The organism is Kribbella sp. NPDC058693, from assembly GCF_042715335.1.
Classification (GTDB): Bacteria; Actinomycetota; Actinomycetes; order Propionibacteriales; family Kribbellaceae; genus Kribbella; species Kribbella jiaozuonensis.
Genome location: NZ_JBHXSQ010000005.1, coordinates 444343 through 462363, shown reverse-complemented (window position 1 = coordinate 462363; position 18021 = coordinate 444343). Strand labels below are relative to the sequence as shown.

The window sequence follows — 18021 nt, the reverse complement described above, 5'->3', positions numbered from 1 at the left end:
CTCAACGGACGCCGAGCGCCTTGAGCAGCATGGGCAGGGAGGCGTGCAGTTCGCGCTGCCAGTAGGCCCAGCCGTGCGTGCCCGGTCCGTAGAAGTTGGTCGTCAGGTGCTTCGCGCCGACCTGCTCCAGTTGGGCAGCGAGGGCGTGGTTCTGGCGGTTGAAGTCGGCCTCGAGCGCGTCGGTCTTCCCGGGCGGGTCGAACGGTCCGGCGGTACCGTCGCCGCAGGAGAGGTAGACCGGCAGCGACTTGAGCCGGTGCGCCAGGTAGTACGGGTCGTGCGCCTCCCAGATCCGTCGCTGCGCTATCGGGTCTCCCCAGACGCGGAGCGGGTCGTTGCCCTGTCCGGCGAAGAAGCCCATGATCCGGTTGATCGACTCGTCGTTCAGCAGCGGATGCGCCGAGCCGGAGTACGCCGCGGCTGCGCGGAACATGCCGGGGTGGCGGGCGGCGTACAGCAGGGCTCCTTGGCCGCCCATCGACAGGCCTGCCACGACACGGTTCGAGCTTGCGCCCCAGTCGTGTTGCAGCAGGTGCGCCAGTTCGACGGTGTGGAACGTCTCCCACGCCGGGTCGCCGCCGGCGCCGTAGTTCCACCAGTCGCTGTACCAGCCGTTCCAGCCGGCCTCGGGCATCACGACGAGGACCTTGCGCAGGCTCGGGATGGTCGCGATGTCGGTGCCGGACCAGGACGTGTAGTCCCCGCAGCAGCCGTGCAAAAGCCAGAACGTCGGCCAGTGCTGACGGCGGTCGGCCGGATTCCAGCCGTCCGGCGTGAGCAGCCGGACGTTGACGGTGCGGCCACCGAGAGCTTGGGACCGCACAGTCAGATCGGTCAGCCGGTCGGCGACCTGCCGGACTGCGACGACCTCGGCGCCGCGCGGCGCACTATGGAGCGCACTCTGGACAGTCGCTGTGGTCGGTGCGGGCACCGCCTGCGCGGGTGCGAGGGGAGAGACTCCGAGGAACACGGCGGCGACGAGGAGCGCTCGTCGGCCGAGCCAGGACAGCTTTGCGTGCACGAGAAACCTCCGGGGCGGGGACGGATTCCTGGTCACAGCAGGTCGCCGGGCGACCACCTGAAGTTGAAACCATTCAGGTTGGTTCCTCAAGACTGCGGCCGGTCCCGTCGATCGGCGGTCCGTGATCTGCGGCGAACGGTCGGGGGTAATTCAGTGGGCCGCGGGTCCGCTGCATGCCATGATCTCCGCCATGGAGACATACTTCTTCCGCGTGGGCGTAGGTCCTGTCCGCTGACCCAGCGCCTACTGCGGGGCACTCGGCACGGCACCTCGCCGCACGGGTGCAAAGGCCACGATGCTCCGCATCGAGACCTTCGCCCCCGCGCGCCGATGCACCGCACCGAGCACCTCCTCGCTACGGCGCTGGATCACCGGACAGGACCTAGCTTCCGCTGGCCTGTTCGAGGTGTTTCCCGCGGTCAGCGATGCGGGAGTGACCGGTTGGTTGTTCCCGGGTGCTATCCGGGAGATTCTCCATGCACTTGGTGCTGGTGCGGACTGTCACGGGGTTGGAAGGACTGGCGGCTGAGGAAGTCGTCGTTGCTGGGCATCGGGTGGTCGAGGTGTCCAAGCGGCAGTTGGTGGTTGAGTACGGCGCTGTCGACTGCAGTCCGCCGCGGTTGGCGGACGATGTGTTCGTCGTACATGGCGCTGTGGTTGATCCTGGGCGGACCAGGGACGCGTTGGTGGCGGCGATTCGGTCGCTGGAGTTGCCGGCGGGGTCTGGTGCGTTCGCGGTCAGCGCGTCGTTTGTCGGGGCGCGGAACTTCAACCGGTTCGATATCGAGGACCTGGTTGGGGCGCGGCTCGGTGGGCGGTACTACTCGCGGCGAGGTGGTGCCGTGCCGCCGGTCGAGCGGGACGAGTGGCGGGTCGTGCTGGACGGGAAGACGTTGTGGGTCGGGCTGCGGCCGTACGCCGTACCGCTGCATCGGCGGGCGTGGCGGACGCGGACCGTGCGGGGGAGTCTGCACCCGCCAGTTGCTGCCGCGATGGCGCGCCTCGCCGGCATCACTCCCGACCACACGGTCCTCGATCCGTTCTGCGGCGCCGGGACGGTGCTGCTCGAAGCACACGCGGTCGAGCCACGAGCTACGTACGTCGGCATCGACCGCGACCCCGCCGCGGTCGACGCGGCCAGGGCGAACGCGCCCGGAGCGGGCGCCGCGGGGTCGAGGGGCGCGGGGTCGAGGGACGCGGAGGCGGGCGGCGCGGGAGAACGTGGCGCGGGGGTGGGCGTTGGCGGGGTGTTGTGGCGGGTGGGGGATGCGCGGCGGTTGGATGTGACCGCCGATCGCGTCATCACCAACCCGCCGTGGGATGTCCGGCTGAGCATCGGTGACCTCGGGCCGTACGTCCGTCAGTGGCGTCGGGTGCTGCGGCCGGGAGGGCGGTTGGTCGCCATCCTCAATCAGACGCAGGCCGCTCAAGTCACCCGCGGTTGGCATGTGCTGGCCACCTACGACCTGTCCGTCGCGGGGCAGCATCCGCGGATTGTGGTTGCGGTGCCGTCTCGGTCTTGACATGCGCGCGTAACGTTCGTAACTTTCTGCGCATACGTAAGAGCAACTCGGAAATAGCACATACCAGAGCGCTCATACGTATGAACGTGCAGCCGCTCTAGTTCTGGGGTGAGAGATATGCGCAGTCGGTGGCGGGTCTTGCTGGTGGTCGGTGCAGTGCTGGCGGCGGGATGCTCAGGTCCCGTCGCCAAGCCGGCGAGTGGTGGCGGCGCGGCGGACGCGTCGATCGTCTATGCGAAGACCGACGGCGGTACGACGTTCGTCCGCAACTACAACGTGATGGGCCCGGCGACCGACAAGGCGCCGAACATGGAGCTCGTGTACGAGCCGCTGATGCGGGTCGACTACGGCGACGGCGGCGTCGTGAAGCCGTGGCTGGCGGAGAGCTGGACGTTCTCCGAGCAGGGCAAGCAGCTGACGATCAAGCTGCGCAAGGACGTCACCTGGTCGGACGGGCAGAAGTTCACCGCGGACGACGTCGTCTACTCGCTCGGTCTGCCGATCGAGAAGCCCGATTTCAGCATCGCGGGTGTCACCTACAAGTCGGTGCAGAAGGTGGACGACAGCACCGTCAAGGTCGTCTTCGCCGAGCCGTCGTACGCGACGCTGAACCAGTTCGCGAACATCCTGCTCCCGATGGTCCCCAAGCACATCTGGTCGACGCAGAACCTCAACACCTGGACGAACCCGGAGCCGATCGGCACCGGTCCGTTCACGCTCAAGGAGTTCAAGCCGCAGCAGATCACGCTCCAGGCGCGCACCGACTACTGGGGCGGGAAGCTGCCGATGACGACGTACAAGATCATCCCGACCAGCGCCGACGCTCTCAAAGCCCAACTGCTGAAGGGCGATATCGACTGGGCCTCCGCGAGCTGGCCGAACGGCGAGAAGGAGTACGTCGCCAAGGACCCGGACAAGCACCTCTACCAGCTCTACTCCAACGGCGGCGCGATGTCGGTCCTCTTCAACACCGCCAAGGCGCCCTTCGACGACGTGCACGTACGGCGGGCGCTCGCGGTCACGATCGACCGCACCGCCGTCGTCACCACCCTCCAACGCCCCGGCACCGAGGCCGGCCCGACCGGCCTGTCTGATCAGTTGTTCGCCGACTGGCTCGACCCGGCGTACAAGGGCAAGGTCCAGAACGTCGACGCCACGGCCGCGAAGGCCGAGCTGGCCGCGGGCGGCTGGACGATCGACAACGGCGCGCTGGTCAAGGACGGCAAGCGGTACCAGCCGAGCATCCTGTTCAACTCCGACTGGGGCTGGGGCAACTACGCCGACATCCTGATCAACACCTGGAAGCAGACCCTCGGCCTGCAGGTGAAAGGCGCCGGCCAGCCGAGCGCCGGGTACTACGACAAGCAGAACCTCGGCCAGTTCGACCTGGCCGCCGCATCCACCGGCGGCTCCGGGGTGTACGGCGTGTACCGCTTCCTCAGCAGCTCGTTCAAGGTCCCGATCGGCAAGTCGGCGACGCTGAACCAGGGCCGATGGAGCGATCCCAAGACCGACTCGATCCTCGCCGCGATGGAGCGCACCGACAACGTCGATCAGCTGAAGACGCTCGGCCGCGAACTGCAGAAGATCGTCGTCGACAAGGTGCCGTTCAGCCCGATCTACAACAACTTCTACTTCGTCGACATCAACGCGACCCGCTGGACCGGCTGGCCGACGCCGGACAGCTTCGACCACATCCCGTTCGTCGGGATGGGTCCGGACACGATCCTGACCATGCTCAAGCTCCAGCGCCGGGGGAGCTGACCGATGCGGTGGGCTTTCCTGGCCCGGCGGCTGGGTTTCTACCTGGCCGCCGCGGCCGCCGCGATCGGGCTGAACTTCCTGCTTCCCAGACTGATGCCCGGCGACCCGTCGTCGGCGATCGTCGAGGAACTGGAGCGCGTCAGCGGTCAGCAGGTCCCGGCCGAGACGCTGATGTCGATCCGCGCGATCTTCGGCAACCCGCACGCCAACCTGGCCCAGCAGTTCGCCGACTACCTCCGCCAGTTGTCCCACGGTGACCTCGGCGTCTCCGTGGTCAACTTCCCGGTCCCGGTCGCCGACCTGGTCTGGCAGGCGTTGCCGTGGACGCTGCTGCTGGTCGGTACGACGACCATCACCGCGTTCGCGATCGGCACCCTGCTCGGCGTCGTCGCCGGCTGGAAGGCAGGCAGTCGCCTCGACGCGATCCTCACGCCGTTCACCACGTTCCTGAGCAGCGTCCCGTACTTCTGGGTGGCCCTGCTCGCGCTCTGGATCTTCGGCTTCGTCCTCGGCTGGACGCCGCTGTCCGGAGGGTACGACGCCGACCTGCCGCAGGGCTTCAGCCTCGCGTACGCCGTCAGCGTGCTGCATCACGGAGTGTTGCCAGCAGCAACCATCGTGTTCTCGGCCTTCGGGGGCTGGCTGCTCGGCATGCGGAACATGACCGTCACCACGGTCCGCGAGGATTACGTCCTGCTCGCCCAGGCGAAGGGCCTGTCACCGAAGCGGGTGATGTTCAGGTACGCCGCTCGCAACGCGATGCTGCCGAGTTTCACCGGATTCGCGATGGCGCTGGGCGGGGTTGTCGGCGGCGCGCTGCTGACCGAGATCGTGTTCAGCTATCCGGGCATCGGCTACCTGCTCTACGAGTCGCTGCAGAAGCGGGACTACCCGATGATGCAGGGCGTCTTCCTGCTGATCACGCTCGCCGTTCTGCTGGCCAACCTGGTCGCCGACCTGGCCTACGTCCTGCTCGATCCACGCATCCGGGCGAGGGGATGACCATGCTCAAGAGCTGGAAGGTCCGCTTCGGCCTCGGCGTCCTCGCCTCCTTCGTACTGCTCGCGATCTTCGGCCCGCTCCTCCCGCTGGATCCGCGGGCGAACGACATCAGCGCGATCTCACAGCCGCCGAGCGCGCACCACCTCTTCGGTACGACGCAGTTCGGCCAGGACGTGCTCGCGCAGACGATCGCCGGCGCGCGCGGTTCGATGCTGGTCGGGATCCTGGCCGCGGCGATCGGCACGCTGATCGCGATCCTGGTCGGCGTACCGGCCGGGTACTTCGGCGGCGCGGTCGACAACGGCCTGAACTTCCTCACCAACCTGTTCCTGGTGATGCCGGTCCTCCCGCTGATCCTGATCGTCGCGGGGTACGTGCAGGGCACCGGGCCGTTCGTGATCGCGTTGATCATCGGCCTGTTCGGCTGGTCGGGCGGCGCCCGGACCCTGCGGGCGCAGTCGCTCAGCCTGAGCAGCCGTGACTTCGTGCTCGCGATGCGGATGGTCGGCGAGCCGCATCGGAGGCTGATCTTCTTCGAGGTGCTCCCGCATCTGACCGGCTGGATCTCGGCGATGTTCCTGCACGGGATGATCGGCGGCGTGATGGCCGAGGCCGGGCTCGCCTTCCTCGGCATCACCGACTCCGGCTCGATCAGCTGGGGCACGATGATCCAGGCCGCCCAGCAGCAGAGCGCAGTACTGCGGGGTCTGTGGTGGTGGTTCGTACCGCCCGGGTTGTGCATCGCCCTGATCGGTACGGCGGCAACGCTGGTGAACTTCGGCGTCGACGAAGTGTCCAACCCCAAGCTGCGGCAGGCCCGCCGGTCGGTGCTCGTCCGGGCCAGGAAGGTCGTGGAAGCATGACGATCACGGAGCCACGGACGCGGACCACGGTCCTCGCGGTCGAAGGACTCACCGTCGACTACGTGACCGCAGATCGGCCCGTGCGGGCGTGTGACGACGTGTCGTTCGAGTTGCGGCGCGGCGAGATCCTCGGGGTGGCGGGGGAGTCGGGGTCGGGCAAGTCCACGCTGATCACCGCACTGACCCGGCTCCAGCGTCCACCGGCCGTCACCACCGCCGGCCGGATCGAGTTCCATCCGCGCGACGGCGAGCCCACGGACCTCGTCGGCCTGGCGCCGGCCGAGCTGCGGTCGCTGCGCTGGACCTCGCTCGCGATCGTGCTGCAGAGTGCGATGGATGCGCTCAACCCGGTGATGCGGGTCGGCGCCCAGTTCGTCGACGTCCTGCGCTCCCATGACAAGACCCTCGGCAAGAAGGCCGCGTGGGATCGCGCCGCCGAACTGCTCGCGATGGTTGGGATCTCCGCGGACCGCGTGCGTAGCTATCCGCACGAGCTGTCCGGCGGCATGCGTCAACGAGCCAGCATCGCCCTCGCCCTCGCCTGCGGTCCCGAGCTCGTGGTCATGGACGAGCCGACGACAGCCGTCGACGTGGTGATGCAACGCCAGATCCTCGCCCAGGTACTGCGACTGCGCCGCGAGCTCGGCTTCGCGGTCGTCTTCGTCACGCACGACCTCTCGCTCCTCCTGGAGCTCGCCGACCGCATCGCGATCATGTACGGCGGCCGCATCGTCGAGATCGGCACGGCCGAATCGCTCTACACCAAGCCCCGGCACCCGTACACCCGCGGTCTGCGCGACTCGTTCCCACCACTCCGCTCGCCGCTCCGCAAGCTGACCGGCATCCCCGGCAGCCCGCCGGACCTGCGCAATCCACCGCCCGGCTGCCCGTTCCACCCGCGCTGTGCGGACCGGTTCGACGGTTGCGACGAGCAACGACCCGAACTACTGACGATCGAGGACCACGCCGTCGCCTGCCGGCTCTACCCGTCGGGAGATGATCAGCTATGAGCCAACCTGTTCTCGAGGCCCGGGCGGTCTCGAAGCATTTCCCGGCGGGCCGGTCGACGGTCCGGGCGGTGGAGGACGCGACGCTCGCGTTGCAGCCTGGCCGGATCGTCGCGCTGGTCGGTGAGAGCGGTAGCGGGAAGACGACGCTCGCGCGGTTGCTGGCGCGGTTCTATCCGCCGACGTCGGGCGAGATCCGGCTGCACGGCGAGACCGTGAAGGGCAGGGCGCGGTCGTACTACAGCGACGTACAGCTGATCTTCCAGGACCCGTTCGGCTCGCTGAACCTGCTGCATCGCGTCCGGTACAACCTGGAGCGAGCGGTGAAGCTGCATCACGCCGTACGTTCTCGCGCTGAGCTGGACCAGAAGATCACCGAGCTGCTGGAACGGGTCAGTCTGACGCCGACCGAGCAGTACCTCGACAAGTTCCCGCACGAGTTGTCCGGCGGGCAGCGGCAGCGGGTGGTGATCGCGCGGGCGCTGGCGGTCGAGCCGAAGGTCCTGCTCGGCGACGAGCCGATCTCGATGCTGGACGTATCGATCCGGCTGGAGATGCTCAACCTGCTCGACCGGCTCCGTACCGAGGACGGCCTGGCCCTGCTGTACATCACCCACGACATCGCCAGCGCGCGCTACCTGTGCGACGACATCGTCGTGATGTACGCCGGACGCATGGTCGAAGGCGGTCCGAAAGAGGACGTGATCGCGAACCCGCTGCACCCGTACACGCAGCTGCTGATCGACTCGTCACCCGATCCCGAGCGCAGGGACCGACCGGACCTCTTCGCTGCGGAGGATCTCGGCGAGCCGCCGAGCCTGATCGACCCGCCGACGGGGTGCCGGTTCCACCCGCGGTGCCCGTTCGCGATGGACGTGTGCCGGACCGAAACGCCGCCCCGGACCGAACTGCCGGACGGCCGCTGGACCCACTGCTGGTTGCAGGAGAACGCATGAAAGCGCCACGACAAGCCGATGTCGCCCGTCTCGCGGGTGTCTCCCAGTCCGCCGTGTCCCGCGTCGTCAGCGGGGACATCGACCGGATCCCGGAGGAGACCCAGGAGCGGATCCGGGCCGCGGTCAAGGAGCTCGGATACGTCCCGAACGCAGCCGCCCGCAACCTCCGCAACAAGCGCAACCGGCTGCTCGGCGTCCATACCTTCGAGTCGGTGTTCCCGCATGCGCGTGAGGACTTCTACTTCGAGTTCCTGCTCGGGATCGAGGAGCGCGCCGAGGAGATCGGGTACGACCTGGTCCTGTTCACCTCGACCGGGACGAGCGACGGCCGCCGCCGCATCTACCGCGACGGCACGAACCGGCTCAATCTCGCCGACGGCACCGTGCTGCTCGGTGCCGCGACCGATCGCGAGGAGCTGGCCCGGCTGTGGCACGACGGGTACCTGTTCGTCCACATCGGCCGCCGCGAGGTCGCCGGCGCGGAGATCCCGTGCATCATCCCGGACTACGTCTCGGCCGCCGACAGTCTCGTCGCGTCGCTGGCCGAGCGCGGTCACCGGCACTTCGCGTACCTGCGCTCCGGGATCGAGCAGGAGGCGTACGCCGATCGCCGGGCCGGCTACCGCAACGCGATCGAGCGGCTCGGGCTGAACGACCGCTCGCCCGGGTATCGCGGCGAGCCGGAGCTGACCGAGGAGTGGCTGGACGAACTGGCTGCCGGACCGGAGACGGCCGTGGTCGCCGAGAACATCGGGCTCGCCGAGCAGTTGCGGACCGGCCTGGCAGCGCGCGGGTTGAGCATCCCGGCGGACGTGTCCGTCGCGGTCCTGGAGGGATCCGGAGACGAGCCCGGTCACCGCTGGGACTGCTTGGTCATCCCGCGCAAGGAGATCGGCCGGATCGCGATCGACGCCCTGGTGGCGCGGGTCGAGAACCCGGACGCGGAACCGGTCAGCCAACTGGTGGCCTGTGATCTGGTGGCCGGCGAAACCGTCGCCGCGCCCCGAGTAGAGGAGTGAACGGGTGGAACTCGAGACGGATGTCCTGGTCGTCGGCGGTGGACTCGGAGGGGTCGCGGCCGCGTTGACCGCAGTACGGCTGGGTCACCGCGTCGTACTGACCGAGCCGACGGACTGGCTGGGCGGGCAGCTGACCAGCCAACTGGTGCCACCCGACGAGCACCCGTGGATCGAGGAGTACGCCGCCAGCGGGTACGCCGAACTCCGCCGCCGGATCCGCGACTACTACCGCCGCAACTACCCGCTGACACCCGAGGCCGCAGCGAACCCGTTGCTCGACCCGGGTCTCGGTGTCGTCAGCCGGTTCTGCCACGAGCCGCGCGTTGCTGCCGCGGTCCTGGAAGAGATGCTCGCTCCTTGGCGCGCGTCCGGCCGGCTCCGCCTGTTGCTCGAGCACGACGCGATCGTTGCCGAGGCCAACGGTGACGAGGTCGAGGCGGTGACGTTCAAGGACCTGCGCAGCGGTGACGAGGTGACGGTGGCCGCGACGTACGTCGTCGACGCGACCGAGCTCGGCGACCTGCTGGAGCTGGCGGACGTCGAGCACGTCATCGGCGCGGAAGGACGCGATCAGACCGGCGAGCTGCATGCACCAGAGGTCGCGAATCCCCTTGATCAGCAGGCGTTCTCGTGGTGCTTCGCGCTCGAGCACCGGCCGGGGGAGGACCACACGATCGACCGCCCGGCCGGCTACGAGCACTGGCGGGACACGGTCGCGCCGTTCTGGCCGGGGCCGCAGTTGTCCTGGACGGACGTCGTACCGGTGACGCTGGAACAGCGTGAGTGGAAGCTGCTCGAGGCGAATCCGGATCAGCGAGCGCCGTTCTCGCTCTGGCGTTATCGACAAATCCTTGCCAGCAGCAACTTTGTCGACAAGGTGATCCCGGATGTCACGGTGGTGAACTGGCCGCAGCTCGACTACTGGGAGCAGCCGCTGCTCGGCAGGCCTGACCCCGCGAAGGCGTTGGCTGCGAGCCGGGACCTGTCGTTGTCCTTCCTCTACTGGATGCAGACCGAGGGTGGCTATCCCGGCCTGCGGTTGCGCCCGGACATCACCGGTACTGCGGACGGCCTGGCCAAGACGCCGTACATCCGCGAGTCGCGCCGGATCCAGGCCGAGTTCACCGTGCTCGAGCAGCACGTCGGCGTGGAAGCCCGGCCGTACGGTGCGGGCAGCGAGGTGTTCGCGGATGCTGTCGGGCTCGGCCGGTACCGGATCGATCTGCACCCGAGTACGGCGGGCCGGACGTACGTCGACATCGAGGCCTACCCGTTCCAGATCCCGCTCGGCGCGCTGATCCCGGTCCGTGTCGACAACCTGCTGCCGGCGAACAAGAACATCGGCACGACGCACATCACCAATGGTTGCTACCGCCTGCACCCGGTCGAGTGGAGCATCGGCGAGGCGGTTGGCGCACTGGTCAGCTTCTGCCTGACCGAAGGCCTGTCACCACGCAAGGTCCGCAACGATCCCACCCACCTGGCCGACTACCAACGCCTCCTCACCGACGGCCTCGGCACCCGGATCGCCTGGCCGGAGGAGATCCGCACCCATCGCGACTGAAAAGGATGATGCTGTGCCCCATCATGCGCTCCGAAAGTCTTTGGCCGCCCTGTGTACCGCATTGGTGTTCTCCGCTGCCTCCCTGGTGAATGCCACGGCGAGCACCACCGCCCTCCCCGCCCTGCACACCGAAGGCAATCGCATCAAGAACAGCGCCGGGACCGCCGTGACCCTCAAAGGTCTGTCCGTCATCGCTCCCGAACAGAACGACGTCTGCACCGACTGCAACTCCAAGCCGATCAACGACCTGATCGACATGACGGTCTCGAACGGCTGGAACTCGAAGGTCCTCCACCTGCTCGTCACCGAGGCCATCGGCAAGGACCTGAACGCCTACGACGCGACGTACATCAAGCCGTACGTCGACCATGCCGTTGCCAAGGGCCTCTACGTGATCATCGACCTGCATCTGGTCCGCAACTACGGTGACGCGGCCGGCGCCGTACCGCAGTCCGACGTGAAGGGCTTCTGGGACTTCATCGCGCCGCGGTACGCGAACAACCCGAACGTGCTGTTCGAGGTGTTCAACGAGCCGATCGCGCCGGACAACTGGGCCACCTGGAAGTCGTACATCCAGCCGGTCGTGGACTCGATCCGGTCGGTCGCGTCGAACGTGATCCTGAGGGGCAGCCCGTCCTGGAGCACCCGACTCAACGGCGCGCTCACGGACCCGATCACTGGTGGCAACATCGCGTACGTCTACCACCTCTATCCGAACCAAGGGCCGGCCACCGCGGCCAGCCTCGATCCGAAGTTCGGCAACGCCTCGGCGACGCTGCCGGTTGTGTTGACTGAGTTCGGCTGGGATCCGTCGCCGTCGGCGAACCAGGTCACGGCCGGTACGACGTCCGGCTGGGGACTGCCGCTGCGGCAGTACCTGGACGCGCGTCCGCAGATCGGGTGGCTCGGCTGGGTGTTCGACAACTTCTGGGCTCCGGTGATGTTCGACAAGAACTGGAACCTGCTGTCGGGCGAGTACGAGGGTGCGTTCATCCGCGACTGGCTGGCCGGTGCGCCGGCGGAGTCGCCGTGCTCCGATCACCTCGCGCGCGGGGCGACCGTGACCACGTCGTCGACGTACGACGCGAACTCGGGCGCGCCGAAAGCGGTTGACGGCTCCTGTCTGGACAGCGGACGCTGGATGTCGGCGGAGGGTGACACCGCGCCGGTGCTCACAGTGGATCTGGGGACCTACAAGGATGTGAGTCAGGTGGACGTCTACAGCGGGTACGGCTACCCGAATGTTGCCACCGGCACCGTCCTGACCGCCTTCAAGGTCGAGGGGCATACGTCCGCGGGCTGGGTCCAGCTCGGGAGCTATACCGCGAACACCCGCGCGCTGGTCTCGACCCCGGTGACGTCGGCGGCGATCGACCAGATCCGGCTGACGATCACCGACCCGTCCAGCACGACTCCTGATATCGCCCGCGTCTACGAGGTGGCCGCCCACTAGGAGGACTCGTGACCGGTTCCCGACCAGTTCGGCTGGCCGTCGTCCTGCTCGCCAGCGCGCTTGTCCTTCCCGCGGTTCCGGCCGTGGCGTCGCGGGAGGTGAAGCTGGAGATCCTGTCCAGCCGCCCGGACAAGATCACCGGCGGTGACGCGCTCGTCCATGTCGACGCACCGGACGCTCAAGTCCGCGTGACGCTCAACGGCAAGGACGTGTCGTCGGTGTTCACCGAGGACGAGCACGGTGTGACCGGATTGGTCGGGGGCCTGCGCCTGGGATCGAACGTCCTCCGCGCCGAGGCCGACGGACGTCGTACGACGCTTGACGTGCGCAACTATCCGCGTCAGGGGCCGGTGTTCTCCGGGCCGCACGAGCAGCCGTTCGTCTGTGAGACCGAGCAGTTCACGATCCCGGTGATCGGCGGGACACTCGGTGCGCCGCTCGACGCCGACTGCACGGTCAAGCCGCGGATCGACTACTTCTACCGGACGACCGCGGGCGCCTTCGTGAAGTGGCCGGCCGGTACGACGTCGTACCCGGCCGATCTCGCGAAGACGGATGCGGGTGATCCGTTCATCGTGCGGATGGAGACGGGCAGCGCGAACCGGGCCGTCGTCCAGACGACGATGTTGCACGATCCGTTGCGTGAGGCAACGCCGACGCCGACCCGGCGGTCGTCGAGCTGGAACGGGCGGGCGATCTTCACGCTCGGCGGCGGCTGCGCCGGCGGGTGGCACCGGTCGGGGTCCACGACCGGTGGTGTGACCGACGCCTTCCTGCTCGGTCGTGGGTATGCGCTGATGTCGTCGTCGCTGAACGTCTTCGGGCAGAACTGCAACGACCTGACCGCGGCCGAGTCGGCGATGATGACGAAGGAGTTCTTCGTCGAGCACTACGGGAACCCGTCGTTCACGGTCGGTTTCGGATGCTCCGGTGGCTCATACCAGGCGCATCAGATCACCGACAACTACCCGGGCATCTTCGACGGGATCATCGTCGGCTGTTCGTTCCCGGAGGTCGGGTTCGGCACGATCTCGTTCATCAGCGACTCGTGGCTGCTCGACTCGTACTTCAACAAGTCGAGCCTCGCCTGGACCCAGGAACAGAAACGCAAGGTGGCCGGGTTCGCGACGTACGCGACCCTGCCGAGCATGGCCGCCAGCGCGAACCGGATCGACCCGCGGCGCAACTGCGACATCGTCCCGGCCGCGCAGCGCTACGACCCGGCGTCGAACCCGCGCGGCGTCCGGTGCGACGTGTTCGACCATGCGATCAACACGTACGGCGTGGATCCGGCGACCGGATTCGTACGGCGGCCCCTGGACAACGTCGGCGTGCAGTACGGGCTCGGCGTACTGAAGTCCGGCGTGATCACGCCGTCGCAGTTCCTCGACCTCAACGAGCACGTCGGCGGCTTCGACGCGGACGCGAACCTCGTGCCGGCGCGCACCGTCGCAGACCCGCAGGCCGTGCGTACGGCGTACCGCACCGGGCGGCTGACCAACGGCGGGGGAGGGCTGAAGGACGTCCCGATCATCGACTACCGCGCCTACTTCGACACCCAGTCGTACGGCGACATCCACGTCCGGTACCACACGTTCTCGATGCGAGCCCGGCTCGAGAAGGCGAACGGTACGTCGGCGAACCAGGTGAGTCTGCTCGAGGACGCGGGCTACGGACTGTTCAGCACCGGCAGTCCGTTGCTGCAGCACGCCGTCGACGAGATGGACCGCTGGCTGACCGTCCTGGACGCCGACGCCACCTCCCGGCCGCGCATCGCCAAGATCGTTTCCGCGAAGCCGGACAGCCTGCGCGAGGGCTGCCGCGGGCCGTCGGGCTTCATCGCCCAGCCGCTGAACCGCGACCCCGCGTCACGCTGCGAGCAGCTCTTCCCGTCGGCGTCGTTCCCCCGCGAGGTCGCCGGCGCCGGGGTCGCCGCCGACATCATCAAGTGCGCGCTGCGCGCCCCGGTCCGGTCGGACTACCCGGGCTTCACCGACGCCCAGTGGACCCGGCTGCGGACGATCTTTCCCGGCGGCGTCTGCGACTGGTCGAAGCCAGGTATCGGCCAGCAACCACCGGCCGGAACCTGGCAGTAACCGTCTGTTGAGGTTGATCACGTCCGGTGGTCACCGGGCAGTAATCCCCGGGTGACGCTCCGAACGGAGCTGCGCGATTCCCCAAGACACGACAGCATCGAACAAAGGGGAACGGAAAACGCTCTCCGTTGCGGGAGCGACGACAACCACCCAGGGAGTCTCGCGTGGCTCGAACTGATGCAATCAACAGCCTCCAGACCGACCGGACCACCCCGAGCGATAGCGCCGGGGCGACCGGTTCCGGACCACCGGGCGCAGCCGCTGAGAGTGGCGCGGGGCTGCGCTCGGCCAGTAAACCGCTGTCCTGGTGGGGTCGTGCCCGCCGGGACAAGGTTTTGTTGCTGATGGCCCTTCCCGGGCTGGTCCTGCTGCTGGTGTTCCACTACCTGCCGCTGCTCGGGAACCTGATCGCGTTCCAGGAGTACCTGCCGTTCGTCCCGTTCGGACGCAGCGCATGGGTCGGCCTGGACAACTTCGCCGTGATCTTCAACGGCGACCCGGAGTTCCTCAACGCCCTCAAGAACACTCTGCTGATCACCCTGGTGCAGGTCATCTTCGTGTTCCCGGCGCCGATCGCGCTGGCGCTGCTGCTGAACAGCCTGCTCTCGGAGCGGATCAAGCGGGTCGTGCAGTCGGTGCTGTACCTGCCGCACTTCCTGTCCTGGGTGATCGTGATCGCGATCTTCCAGCAACTCCTCGGCGGCAGCGGCCTGATCAACAACTTCCTGCGTTCGCACGGGATGGGCACGATCGACTTCCTCGGCAACCCGGACGGCTTCATCGCGCTGCTGACCAGCCAGGTGATCTGGAAGGACACCGGCTGGGGAACGATCCTGTTCCTGGCCGCGCTCACCCAGATCGATCCCGGGCTGTACGAGGCCGCCCGCGTCGACGGAGCGTCGCGATGGCGGCAACTGTGGCATGTCACGGTGCCCGGCATCCGCGGGTTGATCATCCTGCTGCTGATCCTGCGGCTCGGCGACTCGCTGACCGTCGGCTTCGAGCAGATCATCCTGCAGCAGAACCTGGTCGGCAGACCGGCTTCCGAAGTACTCGATACGTACGTCTACAACAACGGCGTGCTGGCGGGTCAATGGGGTGTCTCGGCCGCGGTCGGATTGGTGAAGGGACTTGTTGCCGTCGTCCTGGTGCTCGGCGCCAACAAGATCGCGCACATCTTCGGCGAGGCGGGGGTGTACCAGAAATGAGCACGGTTCAGAAATTCCAGAACGGTATCGACGACGGACCGGCGATGTCGTCGCGGGTGCTCAAGACCGTCGTACTCGTCGTCTGCTGCGCGGTCGTCATCGTCCCGTTCCTCGGCGTGATCTCGACCAGCATCGCCAGCCAGGAGCACGTCACGAACTCCGGCGGCTTCGTGCTCTGGCCGGACGCGTTCAACCTCGATGCGTACAAGTCGATCTTCAACGGCGGCGTCGTACAGCGGGCGCTGCTGGTCAGCATCGTGGTCGCCGGCGGCGGCACGCTGATCAGTCTGGCCGGGTCGACGATGCTGGCGTACTCGTTGAGCCGGCCGGGGTCGTTCGGGCAGCGGCCGATCCTGATGATCGTGCTGTTCAGCATCCTGTTCAGCCCGGGCCTGATCCCGAACTACCTGGTGGTGAAGCAGTTCGGGCTGCTCGACTCGCTGTTCGCGCTGATCCTGCCGACGGCGATCAGCGGGTTCAACGTGATCGTGTTGCGCTCGTTCTTCATGGGCATCCCCGACTCGGTGCTGGACTCGGCCCGGATCGACGGCGCCGGCGACTTCCGGATCTTCTGGTCGATCGTGCTGCCGCTGTCCCGGGCGGTGCTCGCGGTCGTCGGGCTGTTCTATGCGGTCGGGTACTGGAACGCGTTCTTCAACGCGATGCTCTACATCAGCGACACCGCGAAATGGCCGCTGCAGCTGGTACTGCGGACGTACGTCATCAACAACACCGAGCTCAGCAGCGGTGATCTCGGTGGCGCGGCGGCCGATCAGCTACCGCCGCAGGAATCGATCCAGATGGCGATCCTGGTGGTATCGCTCGTCCCGATCCTGATCGTCTATCCGTTCCTGCAACGGCACTTCGCCAAGGGCATGCTGACCGGGGCGGTGAAGGGATGACGATCAACCGCAGGAGATTCCTGGGCGGATCGCTGGCCGCGGTCGCGACGGCAGGCGGGTTGAGCGGTTGCTCGACCGTCACCCGGTCGACGGATATCGCCGCGTTGAACAAGCCGGTCGCGTTGCCGACGTACAAGCGGTTCGACGGGCCGAAGCCGGACCTGCCGCGGAGCCATCCGTTGATGCCGGACTGCTTCTACCGGTTCCCGCAGCATCCGACGAAGGTGACGAACGGAGCGCCGGGCAACGGTCAGACGGTCACGGGTACGACGCTGACGTCGAACCCGATCCCGCCGACGGCCGACCGCAATCCGTACTGGCAGGAGCTGAACAAGCGACTCGGAGCGCCGCTCGAGCTCAACATCACGGCGGCCACCGACTACCCGAACAAGTTCGCCACCTCAGTCGCGGGCGACACGTTGGGCGACCTGTTCAACGTGGACAGCGGGTTCGCGTACCTCCCGCAGTTCCTTGAGGCGCGGGCGCAGGACCTGACCGAGTACCTGTCCGGCGACGCGATCCTCGAGTACCCGTTCCTGGCGAACGCGCCGCAGGCGTCCTGGCGGGGCTGCGTGTTCTCCGGCGGCATCCGCGCCGTACCGATCCAGCGCGGGATCATGTCGTCGAACACCTTGCTGGTCCGCCAGGACCTGATGGACAAGTTCGGCGTCGACCTCGGGTCGGCGACCGTCGACGACCTGCAGAAGGCGGCGAAGGCGGTCACCGACGGGAAGAAGAACCGGTGGGCCTTCGCGGTGCCGCCGACCGCGGCGGTCAGCGCGATGCTTGGTCTGCCCAACGGTTGGGAGGTACGCGACGGCAAACTGGTGCAGAGCCGGGAACTGCCGGAGCACAAGGAGATGCTGGCGATCACCCGGCAGATGGTGAAGGACGGCGTGATCCATCCGGACGGGGTGGCGAAGAACAACCAGAAGGTCTGGTTCACCCAGGGGTCGGCGGTGATGACGCAGGACACCTACTCGTCGATCCAGAGCTTCTACCGACGGGCCACGAACGACGACTTCAGTATCTCGATCCCGGTGCCGCGGGCCGCGGACGGCAAGGTCGGGCGGGTACTGCTCGGAGCGCCGAACAACTCGATCGCGGCGATCCGGCCGAGTTCGCCCGAGCGGACGAAGACGCTGCTGCGGATCCTGAACTGGTTCGCGGCGCCGTTCGGGACCGAGGAGTACCTGTTCCGGAAGTTCGGTCTACCTGGTCGGCACTACACGCTGAACGGCACCGACCCGGTGCTGACCAAGGACGGCGGCAGTGAGGTGTGCCTCGGCGAGTTCCCGATCCAGTACCTCGCCGACGGGCCGTACCCGGCGTACTTCCCCGGCCATCCCGAGGCGGTCGACACGGCGTACAACCACTTCAAGGCGATCCTGCCGACGGCGATCATGCCGCCGACGTACGGGCTGTACTCACCCACCCAGTCGACCAAGGGCAAGATCCTCGACACCCGGATGGATTCGCTCACCAAGGACATCCAGCTGGGCCGGGCCGACCTGGACGCCTGGGACGACGCGGTCGCCGACTACCGGAAAGCCGGCGCCGACGCCATCCGCGACGAACTGGAACAAGCCCTGGCCATCAAGGGCGACAAGTAACCCGGCCGCGTGCGCCGCCTGTCCCGGGGG

Annotated in this window: 14 protein-coding genes; 13 read left to right on the top strand and 1 reads right to left on the bottom strand. The window is 67.5% G+C overall.

Annotated elements, in window-relative coordinates; genetic code table 11:
* Nucleotide 1: 1 nt before the first annotated feature.
* Nucleotides 2-1021 carry an alpha/beta hydrolase gene (locus ACFWUU_RS36455; protein WP_380182698.1) on the bottom strand — a complete coding sequence of 340 codons (1020 nt, stop codon included), beginning with the start codon at nt 1019-1021 and terminating at the stop codon, nt 2-4.
* Nucleotides 1022-1497: 476 nt separating this feature from the next.
* On the opposite strand from ACFWUU_RS36455, the gene ACFWUU_RS36450 reads away from it, so the two are divergent.
* The 13 genes from ACFWUU_RS36450 (at nt 1498) to ACFWUU_RS36390 (ending at nt 17991) form a co-directional block, all read left to right on the top strand.
* Nucleotides 1498-2544: a methyltransferase domain-containing protein gene (locus tag ACFWUU_RS36450; protein ID WP_380182695.1), complete on the top strand. Its 1047-nt coding sequence runs from the start codon at nt 1498-1500 to the stop codon at nt 2542-2544.
* Nucleotides 2545-2661: 117 nt separating this feature from the next.
* Nucleotides 2662-4308, top strand: a complete 1647-nt coding sequence (locus tag ACFWUU_RS36445; RefSeq protein ID WP_380182693.1) for an ABC transporter substrate-binding protein — start codon at nt 2662-2664, stop codon at nt 4306-4308.
* Between the two features lie 3 nt (nt 4309-4311).
* Entirely contained in the window at nt 4312-5310 is a 999-nt protein-coding gene (locus ACFWUU_RS36440; protein ID WP_137259498.1) for an ABC transporter permease, read from the top strand.
* 2 nt (nt 5311-5312) lie between these two features.
* The gene (locus ACFWUU_RS36435) at nt 5313-6173 is read left to right on the top strand and encodes an ABC transporter permease (protein WP_380182691.1); all 861 of its coding nucleotides are present in this window, start codon (nt 5313-5315) and stop codon (nt 6171-6173) included.
* Nucleotides 6170-7183 (top strand): ABC transporter ATP-binding protein, encoded by a 1014-nt coding sequence (locus ACFWUU_RS36430; RefSeq protein ID WP_380182689.1) that lies wholly within the window; start codon nt 6170-6172, stop codon nt 7181-7183. The genes ACFWUU_RS36435 and ACFWUU_RS36430 overlap by 4 nt, the downstream gene beginning before the upstream one ends.
* Nucleotides 7180-8136, top strand: a complete 957-nt coding sequence (locus ACFWUU_RS36425) for an ABC transporter ATP-binding protein (RefSeq protein ID WP_380182687.1) — start codon at nt 7180-7182, stop codon at nt 8134-8136. The genes ACFWUU_RS36430 and ACFWUU_RS36425 overlap by 4 nt, the downstream gene beginning before the upstream one ends.
* Nucleotides 8133-9155, top strand: a complete 1023-nt coding sequence (locus ACFWUU_RS36420) for a LacI family DNA-binding transcriptional regulator (RefSeq protein WP_380182685.1) — start codon at nt 8133-8135, stop codon at nt 9153-9155. Before ACFWUU_RS36425 ends, ACFWUU_RS36420 begins: the two co-directional genes overlap by 4 nt.
* A gap of 4 nt (nt 9156-9159) precedes the next feature.
* Nucleotides 9160-10719 carry an FAD-dependent oxidoreductase gene (locus ACFWUU_RS36415; protein WP_380182683.1) on the top strand — a complete coding sequence of 520 codons (1560 nt, stop codon included), beginning with the start codon at nt 9160-9162 and terminating at the stop codon, nt 10717-10719.
* Nucleotides 10720-10732: 13 nt separating this feature from the next.
* Nucleotides 10733-12172, top strand: a complete 1440-nt coding sequence (locus ACFWUU_RS36410) for a cellulase family glycosylhydrolase (protein WP_380182681.1) — start codon at nt 10733-10735, stop codon at nt 12170-12172.
* Nucleotides 12173-12180: 8 nt separating this feature from the next.
* On the top strand, nt 12181-14268 hold the full coding sequence (locus tag ACFWUU_RS36405; protein WP_380182679.1) for a DUF6351 family protein: 2088 nt from the start codon (nt 12181-12183) through the stop codon (nt 14266-14268).
* A 344-nt stretch (nt 14269-14612) separates the two neighbouring features.
* Nucleotides 14613-15476 (top strand): sugar ABC transporter permease, encoded by an 864-nt coding sequence (locus ACFWUU_RS36400; RefSeq protein WP_137259651.1) that lies wholly within the window; start codon nt 14613-14615, stop codon nt 15474-15476.
* The gene (locus ACFWUU_RS36395) at nt 15473-16378 is read left to right on the top strand and encodes a carbohydrate ABC transporter permease (protein WP_380182677.1); all 906 of its coding nucleotides are present in this window, start codon (nt 15473-15475) and stop codon (nt 16376-16378) included. The genes ACFWUU_RS36400 and ACFWUU_RS36395 overlap by 4 nt, the downstream gene beginning before the upstream one ends.
* Complete coding sequence (locus ACFWUU_RS36390; protein WP_380182675.1) at nt 16375-17991, top strand: hypothetical protein; 1617 nt, start codon at nt 16375-16377, stop codon at nt 17989-17991. Before ACFWUU_RS36395 ends, ACFWUU_RS36390 begins: the two co-directional genes overlap by 4 nt.
* Nucleotides 17992-18021 lie beyond the last annotated feature (30 nt).